Source organism: Hoeflea sp. BAL378 (assembly GCF_000759435.1).
Taxonomy (GTDB): Bacteria; Pseudomonadota; Alphaproteobacteria; order Rhizobiales; family Rhizobiaceae; genus Hoeflea.
Genome location: NZ_JRJG01000265.1, coordinates 1 through 15,264 on the forward strand (window position 1 = coordinate 1; position 15,264 = coordinate 15,264).

At 67.2% G+C, this 15,264-nt stretch carries 13 protein-coding genes; 9 read left to right on the plus strand and 4 right to left on the minus strand.

Annotated features, from left to right (window positions below):
* From LL06_RS27855 to LL06_RS25995, 8 genes are all read left to right on the plus strand, one after another.
* Window positions 1-526 (plus strand): hypothetical protein (locus LL06_RS27855; protein ID WP_052161924.1); only part of this gene is annotated, 526 nt, incomplete at its 5' end.
* A gap of 98 nt (window positions 527-624) precedes the next feature.
* A complete protein-coding gene (locus tag LL06_RS25960) occupies window positions 625-2,001 on the plus strand; it encodes a 3-deoxy-7-phosphoheptulonate synthase class II (protein ID WP_035533954.1) in 1,377 nt (458 codons plus the stop codon).
* A 278-nt stretch (window positions 2,002-2,279) separates the two neighbouring features.
* Complete coding sequence (locus LL06_RS25965; RefSeq protein WP_035533956.1) at window positions 2,280-2,513, plus strand: type II toxin-antitoxin system ParD family antitoxin; 234 nt, start codon at window positions 2,280-2,282, stop codon at window positions 2,511-2,513.
* Between the two features lie 375 nt (window positions 2,514-2,888).
* Window positions 2,889-3,311, plus strand: a complete 423-nt coding sequence (locus LL06_RS25975; RefSeq protein ID WP_035533958.1) for a GFA family protein — start codon at window positions 2,889-2,891, stop codon at window positions 3,309-3,311.
* Window positions 3,312-4,988: 1,677 nt separating this feature from the next.
* Window positions 4,989-5,825 (plus strand): class III extradiol ring-cleavage dioxygenase, encoded by an 837-nt coding sequence (locus LL06_RS25980; RefSeq protein ID WP_035533960.1) that lies wholly within the window; start codon window positions 4,989-4,991, stop codon window positions 5,823-5,825.
* Between the two features lie 34 nt (window positions 5,826-5,859).
* Window positions 5,860-6,063, plus strand: a complete 204-nt coding sequence (locus LL06_RS25985) for a hypothetical protein (protein WP_035533962.1) — start codon at window positions 5,860-5,862, stop codon at window positions 6,061-6,063.
* A 92-nt stretch (window positions 6,064-6,155) separates the two neighbouring features.
* A complete protein-coding gene (locus LL06_RS25990) occupies window positions 6,156-7,832 on the plus strand; it encodes an NAD+ synthase (RefSeq protein ID WP_035533964.1) in 1,677 nt (558 codons plus the stop codon).
* Window positions 7,832-9,070 carry an MFS transporter gene (locus LL06_RS25995; RefSeq protein ID WP_035533966.1) on the plus strand — a complete coding sequence of 413 codons (1,239 nt, stop codon included), beginning with the start codon at window positions 7,832-7,834 and terminating at the stop codon, window positions 9,068-9,070. The genes LL06_RS25990 and LL06_RS25995 overlap by 1 nt, the downstream gene beginning before the upstream one ends.
* On the opposite strand, the gene LL06_RS26000 is transcribed toward LL06_RS25995, so the two are convergent.
* The 4 genes from LL06_RS26000 to dgcA all read right to left on the minus strand — a co-directional run bounded on the left by LL06_RS26000 (window position 9,060) and on the right by dgcA (window position 13,967).
* Window positions 9,060-10,235, minus strand: a complete 1,176-nt coding sequence (locus LL06_RS26000) for a DUF2865 domain-containing protein (protein WP_035533968.1) — start codon at window positions 10,233-10,235, stop codon at window positions 9,060-9,062. The genes LL06_RS25995 and LL06_RS26000 overlap by 11 nt on opposite strands.
* A gap of 168 nt (window positions 10,236-10,403) precedes the next feature.
* The gene (locus tag LL06_RS26005; protein WP_035533970.1) at window positions 10,404-12,719 is read right to left on the minus strand and encodes an NADP-dependent malic enzyme; all 2,316 of its coding nucleotides are present in this window, start codon (window positions 12,717-12,719) and stop codon (window positions 10,404-10,406) included.
* Window positions 12,720-12,727: 8 nt separating this feature from the next.
* A complete protein-coding gene (locus tag LL06_RS27860; protein WP_161785034.1) occupies window positions 12,728-12,880 on the minus strand; it encodes a hypothetical protein in 153 nt (50 codons plus the stop codon).
* Between the two features lie 103 nt (window positions 12,881-12,983).
* Window positions 12,984-13,967 carry an N-acetyl-D-Glu racemase DgcA gene (dgcA, locus tag LL06_RS26010; RefSeq protein ID WP_035533971.1) on the minus strand — a complete coding sequence of 328 codons (984 nt, stop codon included), beginning with the start codon at window positions 13,965-13,967 and terminating at the stop codon, window positions 12,984-12,986.
* Window positions 13,968-14,066: 99 nt separating this feature from the next.
* Between dgcA and LL06_RS26015 the strand changes: the two genes are divergently transcribed.
* Entirely contained in the window at window positions 14,067-15,257 is a 1,191-nt protein-coding gene (locus LL06_RS26015; RefSeq protein ID WP_052161926.1) for an ABC transporter permease, read from the plus strand.
* Window positions 15,258-15,264 lie beyond the last annotated feature (7 nt).

Below are 15,264 nucleotides of genomic sequence, written 5' to 3' on the forward strand. Positions count from 1 at the left end.
GCGGACCTGGCGGGCGCGGCCCGACATGGGGCCGACGCCGCTCGCCGTGCTCGCCCCCGGTCCGGCGCCCTGCCTGCTCAGCGCGCATCCCGAGCCGGGATCGGCCATCGACGGGCTTCTGGTGATCGATCGCGCCGAGAACCTCGACGCCGTCGACGCCCGCGAGTTCCGCTACCACCGCCGCGACATCTCCCTGGCCGATCTCGACTTCGGCGGCGCGGCCCCCGCGCTCGCCGCCCGGGCGGACATTCGGCTCCATGTCTACGAGGCGCGGATCGAGCATAAGCCGGTCGAGGGGCCGGCGCCGATCCTGAGGTCCTATCTCGATGCGGTGATGCAGGGTTTCCTCAACGAGTTCGGCGCGGACGGCCTGCGCCGCTTCGTGACCGAGACCGCGGGCTTCGACAGGCCGGTGCTCGAGGACCGGGAGGCGCCGCGCTATGCGCGGGCGGTTGATCTCTCGCCCGCCGAGATCGCGCTGTTCGAGGCAGCACTCGCGCCGGTCCGTGGGCCCTCCGGCGGCTGATTCGTTGATGCCGGGTTTGCAGGGGGCGAAATCATCGCTATAAGCCCCTCCAAATCGACAGATCCGCGGGCAATCGCCCGTCCAACACGGTGAACGACATGGCACAGAACTGGACCCCGAAGAGCTGGCGCAACAAACCCATCCAGCAGGTCCCGGACTATCCGGATGCGGCGGCGCTGGCTGCGACCGAAGCCCGGCTCTCCAAGTTTCCGCCGCTGGTTTTTGCGGGTGAGGCCCGCCGGCTGAAGTCAGCGCTCGCTGGCGTGGCCGAAGGCAGGGGCTTTCTGCTTCAGGGTGGCGACTGCGCCGAGAGCTTCGCCGAGCACGAGGCCGACAACATCCGCGATTTCTTCCGCGTGTTCCTGCAAATGGCCGTGGTGCTGACATTTGGCGCGCAGCAGCCTGTGGTCAAGATCGGCCGGATTGCCGGCCAGTTCGCCAAGCCGCGCTCGTCCAACATCGAGAAGCAGGGCGACGTCGAGCTTCCGAGCTACCGCGGCGACATCATCAACGGCATCGAGTTCAACGAGGCCGAGCGCATCCCCAACCCGGAACGCCAGATCATGGCCTACCGGCAGTCGGCGGCCACGCTCAACCTGCTGCGCGCGTTTGCCCAGGGCGGCTACGCCAATCTCGACAACGTCCACCAGTGGATGCTGGGCTTCGTCAAGGACAGCCCGCAGGCCGAGCGCTACCGCAAGCTCGCCGACCGGATCTCCGAGACCATGGACTTCATGAAGGCGATCGGGATCACCGCGGACAACCACGCCAACCTGCGCGAGACCGATTTCTTCACCAGCCACGAGGCGCTGCTCCTGGGCTACGAAGAAGCCATGACCCGCACCGATTCCACCTCGGGCGATTTCTACGCCACCTCCGGCCACATGATCTGGATCGGCGACCGCACGCGCCAGACAGACCATGCCCATGTCGAGTTCTGCCGCGGCATCAAGAACCCGATCGGTCTCAAATGCGGCCCGTCGCTCGAAGCAGACGAGCTTCTGACGCTGATCGACATCTTGAACCCGTCGAACGAGCCGGGCCGTCTCACGCTGATCGCCCGCTTCGGCCACGACAAGGTGGCTGATCACCTGCCGCGCCTGATCCGCGCCGTCGAGCGCGAGGGTCGCAAGGTGGTGTGGTCGTGCGACCCGATGCACGGCAACACGATCACGCTCAACTCCTACAAGACCCGACCCTTCGAGCGGATCCTGTCGGAAGTGGATTCCTTCTTCCAGATCCACCGCGCCGAGGGCACGCATCCCGGCGGCATCCACATCGAGATGACCGGCAAGAACGTCACCGAGTGCACCGGCGGCGCCCGCGCGCTTACCGGCGACGATTTGCGCGACCGCTACCACACCCATTGCGACCCGCGTCTCAACGCCGACCAGGCGCTCGAACTGGCGTTCCTGGTGGCCGAGCGCATGAAGGGCGGCCGCGACGACGACCGCCGCTCGGTCGTCAACGGCTAGGGACGGTCTCAAGAAATCTGCTGGATGGTAAAACACGCCGGGGGAAGCCCCGGCGTGTTGCGTTGGATTGAAGCGCGAGTCCCACCCTCCGTCATGCAGGACTATCTGTCATTCAGCGACCGCGCCTCGGCGGAACAAGGCAATTTCCCGGCCTACGGGCGCTTCCTGCGGGATCCCGGCGCGGGGGTCGGGATGAGAGGGAAGCTGATTTGCCTCGACCAAAAACTAGATCACCGCCCCGGATTGTGGTACCAATAACTGGTAACTGGAGACATTCCATGGGCAAGAACACCTCCGTGGTGCTGACCGAACAGCAGGAAGCCTTTGTCCGGTCTCAGATCGAGGCGGGGCGGTACACATCTGTGAGCGAAGCGGTGCGCGCGGGTCTGGCGACATTGCAGGAGCGCGAAGAGATGATGACCGCACTTCGCCGCGATATCGATGCAGGCATTGCCTCGGGCGATGCTGGACCTCTGGATATGGATGCGTTTCTCGCCGATCTGCGCAGATGATGATCCGGCCTGTCTATACGCGGCTGGCGCTGCGGGACTTGGGCAATATACACGCCTGGAGCGTAGAGCACTTCGGCGCGGATCAGGCCGATCTTTATCTGCGCCAGATCGGAGCCACGCTTGAACGGGCTGCAGGAGCGCCGGGTTTCTTACGCGACGCGTCCTCGGTCCGTCCGGGACTTATGAAAGTCCTTGCCGGGTCGCATGTGGCCTACGTTCTGTCCGAGCCAGGTTCGTTTCGGGTCATCCGCATCCTGCACGGACGCATGGACCCCGCCCGCTGGGTGTGATCCCGGCTGGAGATGTCGCAAATCCCGGTGGCGCGTTCTCCCGGTCCCGTGATTAGATCGCACCGATCAGTTCACGGAGACCCCCATGCCCGACACCCAGATCCGCACCGGCCGGTGCAATTGCGGCGCCGTCCGCTTCCGCACCCGCGGACCGCTGCGCGAGGTCGTCGCCTGCCACTGTTCGCAATGCCGGCGCCAGACCGGGCTCTATTACGCCGCCACCAATGTGGCCGACGATCATATCGAGATCGAGGGGGCGGCGGGGCTCACGTGGTACCACGCCTCCGAAGTCGCCCGGCGCGGCTTCTGCGCATATTGCGGCTCGGCGCTGTTCTGGAAGCACCGCGACGACGCCCATATCTCGGTCCTCGCCGGCGCCTTCGATCCGCCCACGGGACTCCACATCGCCAGCCACATCTTCTGCGCCGACAAGGGCGATTTCTACGAGATCACCGATGGCGCGCCGCAATATGACAGGAGTTCGCCGGGGGTGCTGGTGGCGGAGTAGGGGGCTGGAGGCCACCTGCCGAATTTGCCCCAGGCGCTGCGCCCGCGGTTCTCCTCCCTTCTCCCTCAGGGAGAAGGTGCCGGCGAAGCCGGCGGATGAGGGTGCGCTGCACTCGCCGTAGTCGACCCTCATCCGTCTCGCCGCTTCGCGTCGAGCCACCTTCTCCCGGAGGGAGAAGGGAGGGTGCGCGCCGCCGGGCCCATCGTCCTCGGCCCTTATCCTTGTCATCGTCGGACCCCGCTCCGCCGGCATCCGCCAGATCCTCCGTCGTCATCCTCGGACGCCTCGTGTCGTCATCCTCCAGCCCCTCCGAACGTCGTCCTTGGACCCCTCGGAACGTCGTCCTCGGACCGCTCGGTCGTCGTCCTCGGACCCCAACGTCGTCATCCTCGGGCCTGTCCCGAGGATCTACTGTCGCCAGCCCGGAAACCAATGAACCAGCGAGACCGCCGAGGCTGCGGTAGATCCTCGGGACAGGCCCGAGGAGGACGTGCCGAGGGATTCGGGGGTGCCGCAAACGGCCCCTCGTGGCAGTGATCCCCTCTCGGTCTGAGGAGAAACGGGGCACGCACCCCCAACAATTCCAATCCCTTACCCCAAATCAAGCCCGATCTTGTCCCCACATCCCGCTCCCGTGCCACACTTCTCCCACTCCCGCCGCCGGATGGGCCGCCAGCGTAGCGGTCCGGGCGGGAGGAAGGCCTTCCGGCCCCGTCGTAACGTGCGGCGGGGACCCGGGAGGAGGCGAAGGCCGGCGGGCTCCGCTGGCAGCCCGGTCGCCCTCACGGGAAGACCGGGCCAAGCCAGCCGCCGGATCCGCCCTCGCATCCGGGCTTCGCGTGAGCGGAGCAAGCGGATGGACGGCGGGACGGGCCTGTGGCGGATTTTGTGGCGCTTTGCCATGGAATTCGCGTCGGACGCGCTCCACGCCCTTGAGCCGAGGCCTCGTCCGGGCCGGGCTCGGGGGCCAGGCAGCCGCCTGTCGGATGCGGACATCATCCGGCGACACTCGGGCCGCGCGCCAGCCGCGCCACCCCGGCGCATGCACCCCATGCGCCACCCAAACCCCATTTCCGAAGGCAAAGCCCGCGTGCGGCCCTCCGGACTGAAGTTGCTTTATCGCCCCGGCGGGTTCCTCGCGCGGGGATATCGGCGCGTGCGGTTTCCCCTCGGGCGTCATCGCGAAAGCCACGATTTCTGGCATCCTCGGAACTCTCGGATGGCATCCGCGCCCCTCGTCCCCGTCGTCCTCGGGCTTGTCCCGAGGATCCACAGTCGCCAGCCCGGAAACCAATGGACCCGCGAGACCGCCGAGGGTGCAACAGATCCTCGGGACAGGCCCGAGGATGACGGATCGCGGGGTCCGAGGATAACCAACCGGCAAGGTCCAAGGATAGGGAACCGGCAAGGTCCCACTCCCGCGGGTCCCTCCCTTCTCCCTCCGGGAGAAGGTGGCCCGAAGGGCCGGATGAGGGGGCGCCACACCCACTGAACCGACCCTCATCCGTCTCGCAGCTTGCGCGGCGAGCCACCTTCTCCCGGCGGGAGAAGGGAGGGTGCCCGTTTCGGCCTTTCGTGCCGCTTCCATCTGTCCACAAATCCTGAACGCTATGTGATCAATCGAGGATCTTTCGTGAACGGCGGTCCTCGCCTATCTTCGTCAAAAGGAGATGTCCCATGACTCAAGATACCCGCGCGCCGTCCATGCCCGCTTTGTTCCTCTCGCACGGTTCGCCCGACACCGCGATCGCCGACACCCAGGCGGCGGCGTGGCTCAGGCAGCTGGCGCGCGAGCTGCCGCGGCCGCGCGCCATCGTCGTGGCGAGCGCCCATTTCGAGGTCTCCGGCGGGGTCGCGGTCTCGGCTGATCCCGAGCCCGAAACCATCCATGATTTCGGCGGCTTCGCGCCCGAACTTTACGCGATGGACTATCCCGCGCCGGGCGAGCCGGAGCTAGCGCGCCGGATCGCCGCGGATCTGACGGCCGCAGGCTTTGTCTCGAAGGCGGTCGACCGCCGCGGCTTCGACCACGGCGTCTGGGTGCCGCTGAAGCTGATCTACCCGGATGCCGATATCCCGGTGGTTTCGGTCTCGGTCGACCCGGCGCAGGGCCCGGAGCATCATTTCCGGCTCGGCCGGGCGCTGGCGGGGCTCGGCGCGGAGGGCGTGCTGGTGATCGGCTCGGGCTCCTTCACCCACAATCTGGGCGAGGCGTTCCGGGCGCTGCGCGCCGGGCAGCGCGCGGCCGAGGTGCCGTCCTGGGTGAGCGATTTCACCCGCTGGATGGGCGAGCGGCTCGCCGCCAACGATGTCGCGGCGCTGCTCGACTATCGCCGCGAAGCCCCGTTCGCGGCCAGGAACCACCCGACCGACGAGCATCTGCTGCCGCTCTACGTGGCGATGGGGGCGGCGGGTGAGGCGGGCACGGCGCATCTGGTGCATGACAGCGCCGAATTCGGCGTGCTGGCGATGACCATGTGGCGCTTCGACCCGGCGCCGGCGCTCGCCGCTTAACCCAATCTTCAGCGCCCGCGGGTTAAGCGGGAGCATGATCCTTCGCCTCGCCCTGCCGCTCCTCCTCGCAGCCCTCGTCGCGCCCGTCTCGGGCTGCGGCGCGGTGATCGTCACCAAGACCGTGACCGGGGCGGGATCGCTGGTGGTCGGCAGCGCGGTCGGCGCGGCCAGGCTCACGGGAGCGGCGGCCGGAGCAGTGGTGGGTCTCGCGGTGCCGGACGGCGACGAGGCCGAGTAGGGCGCCTGCCCACCCGGGTGCGTCATCGACATTGCTCCCCGCGTGAAAAACTCTGATTTTCAAGCGCTGCGACTTGGGGTAACACCAGTTCCATGACCCAGTCCCGCACCGACATCATCCGCATCGCCATCGCGCAATTGAACCCCACCGTGGGCGACATCGCCGGCAATCTCGCCAAGGCGCGCGAGGCGCGCAGCGACGCCGCCCGCCACGGCGCCGACGTGCTGCTGCTCACCGAACTGTTCATCGCCGGCTACCCGCCCGAGGACCTGGTGCTCAAGCCCGCCTTCCTCGCCCGCTGCCGCGAGGCGGTGGAGCAGCTTGCCGCCGACACCGCCGACGGCGGGCCGGCGGTGATCATCGGCTATCCGCGTAGCGAGGGCAGCAAGCGCTTCAATTCGGTGGCCGTGCTCGACGGCGGCAGGCTGGTCGCCAGCCGCGACAAGGTGGATCTGCCCAATTACGGCGAGTTCGACGAAAAGCGGGTGTTCCATGTGGGCGAGATGCCCGGCCCGGTCGAAGTGCGCGGCGTGCGGCTGGGGATCCCGGTCTGCGAGGACATCTGGGGCGATCTCGGCGTCTGCGAGACGCTCAGCGAAAGCGGCGCGGAGATCCTGCTGGTGCCCAACGGGTCGCCCTATTTCCGCGGCAAGGTCGAGGTCCGCCACCAGGTGGTGCTCAGGCAGGTGATCGAAAGCGGCCTGCCGATGATCTACGCCAACCAGGTGGGCGGCCAGGACGAGCTGGTGTTCGACGGGGCGAGCTTCGCCATCAATGCCGACAAGAGCCTCGCCTTCCAGATGAGCCAGTTCGAGGAGGCGGTGTCGGTCAGCACCTGGAAGCGCCAGGCCGACGGCGTCTGGGTCTCGGCCGGCGGGCCGGTGTCGGCGATCCCCGAGCGCGAGGAGGCGGACTATCGCGCCTGCATGCTGGGGCTTCGCGACTACGTCAACAAGAACGGCTTCCGCAACGTCGTGCTCGGGCTGTCGGGCGGCATCGATTCGGCCATTTGCGCGGCGCTCGCCGTCGATGCGCTGGGCGAGGAGCGGCTGCGCGCCGTCATGCTGCCCTACCGCTACACCTCCGAGAGCTCGATCACCGACGCCGAAGCCTGCGCCAAGGCGCTCGGCTGCCGCTACGACACGGTGGCGATCGAGGAGCCGGTGCAGGGGTTCCTCTCAACGCTGGGCGAGCTGTTCGAGGGCACCGAGGAGGGGATCACCGAGGAGAACCTGCAGAGCCGGGCGCGCGGCGTCATCCTGATGGCGATCTCCAACAAGTTCGGCTCGATGGTGGTGACCACCGGCAACAAGAGCGAGATGAGCGTCGGCTACGCCACGCTCTACGGCGACATGAACGGCGGCTTCAACCCGATCAAGGACCTCTACAAGATGCAGGTCTATGCGCTGGCGCGCTGGCGCAACAGCCATGTGCCGCCCGGCGCGCTCGGCCCCTCGGGCGAGGTGATCCCGCAGAACATCATCGACAAGGAGCCGTCCGCGGAGCTCAGGCCCAACCAGACCGACCAGGATTCGCTGCCGCCCTATCCGGTGCTCGACGACATCCTCGAAAGCCTGGTCGAGAACGAGCTCAGCGTCGAGCAGATCGTCGCCCGCGGCCACGACATCGCCACCGTGCACCGCATCGAGCATCTCCTCTACATCGCCGAATACAAGCGCCGCCAGTCGGCGCCGGGCGTGAAGATCACCCGCAAGAATTTCGGCCGCGACCGGCGATACCCGATTACAAACCGGTTCCGGGACCGCTGATGCCCATCCTCCATTTTCTGCGCGACAACGCCCGCTGGATCGCGGGCGGGTTCCTGCTCACGTTCTTCTCGTCCTTCGGGCAGACCTATTTCATCTCGCTGTCGGCGGGCGACATCCGCGCGGAATACGGGCTCAGCCATGGCGGCTTCGGCACGCTCTACATGATCGCGACGCTCGCGAGCGCCGCCACACTGCCGCAGATCGGCAAGGTCATCGACCGGATCAGCGTCTCGGCCACCGTGCTGCTGGCAGCACCCATCCTGGCGCTGGCCTGCGTGCTGATGGCCTGGTCGACGTCGCTCGTGCTCTTGGTGCTTTCGATCTATTTCCTGCGGCTGTTCGGGCAGGGCATGTTCAGCCACATCGCGTTCACCGCCATGGGCCGCTGGTTCGCCGCCCAGCGCGGCCGGGCGGTGTCGCTGAGCGCCATCGGGGTGAATTTCGGCGAGGCGCTGTTTCCGATCAGCTTCGTGGGCGTCGCGGCGCTGATCGGCTGGCGCGGCTCCTGGCTGCTCGCGGCGGGCGTGCTGATGCTGGTGGCGCTGCCGGCGATCTACGGTCTGCTCAAGGTCGAGCGCACGCCGCAATCGGCGACGGTCGATCCCAATCAGCCCGCGGCGCGGGAATGGACTAGGGCCGAAGTGGTGCGCGATCCGCTGTTCTGGGCGTCGCTGATGGGCGTGCTGGCGCCGCCCTTCATCGGCACCACCATCTTCTTCCACCAGGTCTATCTGTCGGAGCTGCGCGGCTGGGATCCGGCGGTGTTCGCCGCCTCCTTCGCCATCATGTCGGCGATGACCATCGGCTTCGCGCTCATTGCCGGGCAGTTGATCGACCGGTTCTCGGCGATCCGCCTGCTGCCGTCGTTCCTGCTGCCGCTGTCGCTGTCCTGCTTCGTGCTGGCCTCGACCGACGCGCCCTGGGGCGCCTATGCCTTCATGGCGCTGATGGGCGTGTCCTACGGCTTCTCCTCGACGCTGTTCGGGGCGCTGTGGCCGGAACTCTACGGTACCAGGCATCTGGGCGGCATCCGCTCGCTGATCGTGGCCTTCATGGTCTTTGCCACCGCCATGGGGCCGGGCCTCACAGGCGCGCTGATCGATGCGGGCGTGTCCTATCCGCTGCAGATCGCCGCCATGGGCGCCTATTGCGTGGCGATGATCGTGGTGATGACGGTCGTCAGCCGCCGGGCGCTCGCCCGCAGGCCGCGGGCGGAGGCGGCGTCCGTCAGCGGATGAGGCTCTGGGCGCCGGCCTTGAGGTCGAGCTGCTCGGAATCGTCGGGCAGGAAGGTGGGGCCGACCATGCGGACCTGGCGCTCGGCCTCGCTCAACGGCCGCTCCTGGGTCGAGGCCGACAGCACCGCCGTGACGTCCTCCGACGTCAGGCGCATTTCGGCGTCGAGCATGGTTTCGGGATCCTCGCCCGGGTCGGGCCGGTTGATCGGGTGCACCCAGGTCGTCACCGACCCTTCCTCCGTGCCGGCCTCGCCGTTCAGGATCGCCTCGCGGCGCTCCATTTCCTTGTAGAACGCGCCCATGTTGCAGCCGCAGGCCTTGCTCATCGGCGCCCCGGCGTTGCGGTAGACGAAGGCGTTGTCCATCTCGGCATAGGGCTCGCTGGTGCGCGCGGAGATCATGTCCTCGCTCTCCTGGCCCTCGGCCGCGTGGAAATAGAGCTCCGTCTTCGTTCCCGGGCACATCATCTGGCAGGTGCGCTCGTCGCGGGCGAAATCGGACGGCGTCGCCCGCGAGGAGACCGGAAAGAAGAAGCCGTCGCAACTGCGCACGCACAGGGTGCGGTAGCCGCCGCCATTGGCGGCGCGCGGTTCGATCAGGATGTTGGAGCGGGTGAGGCCGGTGCTGGCGATGAGCTCGGACCTGCCGCCGCTGTCGCCGAGGATGGAGACCAGGCCGGGGCTCTTGGCGCGTTTCGCCCTGATCGCGTCCTCGCGGCCCTTCAGCGCCGCCGCCTGGATCGAGGCGCGCCGGCCGTCGCAATCATTGGCCTTGAGCGCGGCCTGGATGCGGCGCGCTTGCCCCTTGTTGGTCCGCTGCGCGAAGGAATCGCGCTTGCGCTCCAGCGCCGCCAGGTTGACCAGCATCTTCTTGTGTGCGGTGGTGAGCTTGGCGCAGGCCTGGGCGTTCTGGCCGCCCAGCACGATGATGCTGCCGGAGGTGCAGCCGAACCGCTTCAAGTCGGACCGGACCTGGCCGATCTGGATGTCCTGCTTCTCGGCGGCGTCGGCGAAGCGGCGGTAATTGGCGGACGAGCCGGCGTTCTGCGAGACCCGTTCAAGCTGGGTCTTGAGCTGGGTGCAGACCGCGGTGGCGTGCGCCGCACTTGACCCCGCGAAGGCAAGCGCAACCACCAGTACAAGACTGCCGATCCGGGCGCGGCGCATGAGCAACTCCAAAACACATCTCGACGCATCCTACGGCATCAAGTGTTAAAGCTTGGACACCGTCTCTGCTTCCATAGTATCCAAAGCCGCCCATTGCGCCAATCACAACTGGGTGTTTACCTTAATCGCGCCCCGGACGGCCCGGCGCCGATGCGCCGGCGGCAGCGCTCACTCCACCGACGAAGCCTCGACCACGGCCAGCGTCGACATGTTGACCACGCCGCGCGAGGTCACCGACGGCGAGAGAATGTGGGCGGGCAGGGCGGCGCCGAGCAGGATCGGGCCGACGTGCAGCGCCTCGGTCATGGTCTTGACCAGGCCGAGCGCGATATTGGCCGCGTCGAGATTCGGGAACACCAGCAGATTGGCTTCGCCGGTCAGCGTCGAACCGGGCATCACCCGCTGCCTGAGAAGTTCCGACATCGCCGAATCCCCGTGCATCTCGCCGTCGACCTCGAGGTCCGGCGCGACCGAGCGGAGGATCTCCATCGCCCGGCGCATCTTCGTGGCGCTGGCGGAATCGCGCGAGCCGAAATTGGAATGCGACACCAGCGCCGCCTTCGGGTTGATGCCGAAGCGGCGGATCTCCTCGGCCGCGAGCACCGTGGTTTCGGCGATCTCCTCGGCGGTCGGATCGAAGGATACATAGGTGTCGGTGAAGAAGGTGGCGCTGCGCTGCGAGATCAGCAGGCTCAAGGCCGAATAGTCGATCACGCCCTCGCGCTTGCCGATGATCTGGGAGACGTCGCGCAGGTGCCGCGCATAGCGGCCCTCGAGCCCGCAGATCATCGCGTCGGCCTCGCCGCGCCTCAGCGCCAGCGCGCCGATCACGGTCGAGTTGGTGCGGATGATGGTGCGCGCGGCTTCGGGAATCACGCCCTTGCGGCCGACGAGGGAGAAATACTCGTCGACATAGTCGCGGAAGCGCGGGTCCTCATCCGGGTTGATCACCTCGAAATCGGCGCCGGGCCTGATCCTGAGACCGAATCGCTGCAGGCGGGATTCGATGATGCCGGGTCGGCCGATCAGGATAGGCACGCCGATGCCTTCCTCAAGCAGCACCTGGGCGGCGCGCAGCACGCGCTCGTCCTCGCCCTCGGCAAAGACCACGCGCTTGTGGCTCGCGCTCTTGGCCGCGGTGAACAGCGGCTTCATGATCAGGCCGGAGCGGAACACGAAGCGGTTCAACTGGTCGATATAGGCGTCCATGTCGGCGATCGGACGCCGGGCGACGCCGGATTTCGCCGCGGCCTCGGCGACAGCGGGGGCGATCCTCAGGATCAGCCGCTGGTCGAAGGGCGAGGGGATGAGATATTCCGGCCCGAACACCGGGGTCTCGCCGGAATAGGCGCGCGCGGCGATGTCGGAGGGTTCTTCCCGGGCCAGCGCCGCGATCGCGCGGACGGCCGCCATCTTCATCTCCTCGTTGATGGTGCGCGCGCCGCAGTCAAGGGCGCCGCGGAAGATGTAGGGAAAGCACAAGACGTTGTTGACCTGGTTCGGAAAATCCGACCGTCCGGTGCAGATCATCGCGTCGGGCCGGGCGAGCCGCGCCAGATCCGGCATGATCTCGGGAGAGGGGTTGGCGAGCGCCATGATCATCGGCCGCTCGGCCATCGTCGCCAGCATCTCTGGCTTGAGGACGCCCGCCGCCGACAGGCCCAGGAACACGTCGGCGCCGCCGATCGATTCCGAAAGCACCCGGTTGTCGGAGGGCTGGGCATAGATCGATTTCCACTCGTCCATCAGCACCTCGCGGCCCTCGTAGACCAGGCCCTCGATGTCGTGCACCCAGATGTTCTCGCGTTTCGCGCCGAGCGCCACCAGCAGGTTGAGGCAGGCGAGTGCTGCGGCGCCTGCGCCGGAGGTGACGATCTTGGCGTCCTCGATCTTCTTGCCGGCGAGTTCGAGCCCGTTGAGGATGCCGGCGGCGACGATGATGGCGGTGCCGTGCTGGTCGTCATGGAACACCGGAATGTCCATCACCGCCCGCAACTGCCGCTCGACCTCGAAGCATTCCGGCGCCTTGATGTCCTCGAGATTGATGCCGCCGAAGGTCGGCTCCAGAGCGGAGATCACGCTGACCATGCGGTCGACGTCGGGCGCGTCGATCTCGATGTCGAAGACGTCGATGCCGGCGAATTTCTTGAACAGCACCGCCTTGCCCTCCATCACCGGCTTGGAGGCGAGCGGGCCGATATTGCCGAGCCCCAGCACCGCGGTGCCGTTGGAGACCACGCCCACCAGGTTGGCGCGCGCGGTGTAGGCGGCGGCGGCGTCGGGATTGTCGCGGATGGCGAGGCAGGGGGCCGCCACGCCGGGCGAATAGGCCAGCGCCAGGTCGCGCTGGTTGCCGAGCGGCTTGGTCGCCTGGATCTCGAGTTTACCCGGCCGCGGGTAGCGGTGATAGAACAGGGCGTTCTCGTCCAGATCGCCGGTCGTGGGCTTGGGATCTTCGGCGCGCTTGGTGTCTTTGGCGGTCATCTGCGGCTCTACTCTCTTGCAAACATGGGGGTCGGCCCGACGCCGTGCTGCACGGCGATCGCGGTCGCCTGGCCGGACATCGGGAGTGTCGTCGGGGAAAAGGACTTGGCGGCGGCGCCGCCGGCTCCGGCGTCAAGCGCGCCGGTTGCACCTCTGGTCATGGATCATCCCCTCAGCAAACCGATTAGATCGGCCTGCCCAAGTTCTAGAACCGATCCGGATCAATTGAAACCTGTTTGATGGAAGGGCGGAGCGAGGTCCGCGTCATCCCCACAATTCATGCGACGGCGGCGAGACCAGCGACCCGGTATAGACCAGGCCGGGCGAACGGTCGCGGGCGAGCAGCAACGGGCCGTCGAGATCGACCCAGTCGGCGTCCTGGGCGAGCAGCACCGCCGGCGCCATGGCGAGCGAGGTGCCCACCATGCAGCCGACCATCACGCCAAATCCCAGTTCGCGGGCGCGGGCGCGCATCCTCAGCGCCTCGGTCAGTCCGCCGGTCTTGTCGAGCTTGATGTTGATTGCGTCGTAGCGGTCCGACAGCGCTTCCAGATCCTCGTAGGTGTGGACGCTCTCGTCGGCGCAGATCGGCACCGGGTGGGGAATGCTGGAGAGGATCCCGTCCTTGCCCGCCGGCAGCGGCTGCTCGATCAGGCTGATATGCAGTTCGGCAGCGAGCAGAAGATGGGCGCGGATGTTGTCCTCGGTCCAGCCCTCGTTGGCGTCGAGAATGATCTCGGCATTGGGGGCGGCGCTGACCACGGCGTGCATGCGGGCGCGGTCGTCGGAGGTGCCGACCTTGACCTTGAGCAGTTTCTGCGAGGCATGCGCGCGGGCCTCGTCGGCCATGTCGGCAGGGTCGCCGAGCGAGATCGTCACCGCGGTCGGCACCGGCCGGGGCAGCGTGCTGCAGGCGGTGGTGGAGGCGCGCACGCCGCTCTTCTTGGCTTCCAGGTCCCACAGCGCGCAGTCGATGGCGTTGCGCGCGGCACCCGCGGGCATAGCACTTTGCAGATCCATGCGGCTGGCGCCGCCGGCAATCGCCTCGCCGAACTTCTCGATCGCCTCGAGAACGCCGTCCACGGTCTCGCCATAGCGGGTGTAGGGCACGCATTCGCCGCGGCCGCTGACGCCGTCCTCGGTGATGGTGCAGGTCACCACGTCTGCCGCGGTCTTGGCGCCACGGGAAATGTTGAAGGCCCGGGTGAGGGGAAAACTGTCGATCCTGGCGATAAGCTGTCGTGGCATTGCAACGTGTCCGTAAAAAAGCTCTGAAGATGGCCAAAGCGGACGCTAATACAGAGCCTGTGCGGTGACAGTCCCTGATCGACCCGCTATGTGTGGGCCATGTTGACCGAACCGTCGAAAGATACAAGGGCAGAAGTCAAGTCTGGCCAGGGCGCAGATCTGCCGGCGAGGCTCGAGCATCGCGTCACCGGCGAGCGGGAGACGCTCGTGCTCGAGGGCGACTGGCGGCACGCGGCGATTTCCGGCGTCTACGGGCAGATGCTCGAGGCCCAGCGCGGCCTGTCGGGCAAGGCGGTGGAGATCGACCTGTCCGGGGTCGCGCATTTCGACACGGCGGGCGCCTGGCTGGTGCGCAAGACCATGGCCGCCGCCCGCGCCACGGGTGTCGAGGCGCATCTGGTGGGCGCGAGCAGCCAGGCGGCGGCGCTGATCGAGGCTATTCCCGACCTCGTCGACGGCAAGGCCGTCGCCAAGGCGCAGAAGCCGCCCCTGTTCGAGCGGCTGTTCGCGCCGACCGGCAAGGCCATCTACGAGCTCTATGACGACATGGTGGCCTCGCTCTACATCCTGGGCTCGGCGGTGCGCGGCGCGCAGATGAAGCTCAACCGCTCGTCGGGGATCTCGCCCGCCTCGATCGTCACCCATATCGACCGCATGGGCGTGCGCGCGGTGCCGATCATCACGCTGATGAGCTTCCTCATCGGCGCCATCATCGCCCAGCAGGGCGCGTTCCAGCTCAGGTATTTCGGCGCGGAGGTCTTCGTCGTCGACCTGGTCGGCATCCTGCAACTGCGCGAAATCGGCGTGCTGTTGACGGCGATCATGATCGCCGGCCGCTCGGGCAGCGCGATCACCGCCGAAATCGGCTCGATGAAGATGCGCGAGGAGGTGGACGCGCTCAAGGTGATGGGGCTCAACCCGATCGGCGTGCTGGTGTTTCCGCGCCTGGTGGCGCTCACCGTGGCGCTGCCGCTGCTCACCATCGTCGCCAATTTCGCCGCGCTTGCGGGCGCCGCCGCCGTGACGTGGACATATTCGGGCATTACCCCCGATGTCTTCGTCGCAAGGCTGCGTGAAGCCATCGACATGTCGACCATCACCTCGGGCATGATCAAGGCGCCGTTCATGGCGCTGATCATCGGCATCGTCGCCGCGGTGGAAGGCATGAAGGTCGGCGGCAGCGCTGAATCGCTGGGCCAACGGGTTACCGCGTCCGTGGTCAAGTCGATCTTCGTGGTGATCCTGGTCGACGGGCTGTTCGCCATGTTCTACGCCGCGATCGATTTTTGAGCCAGGA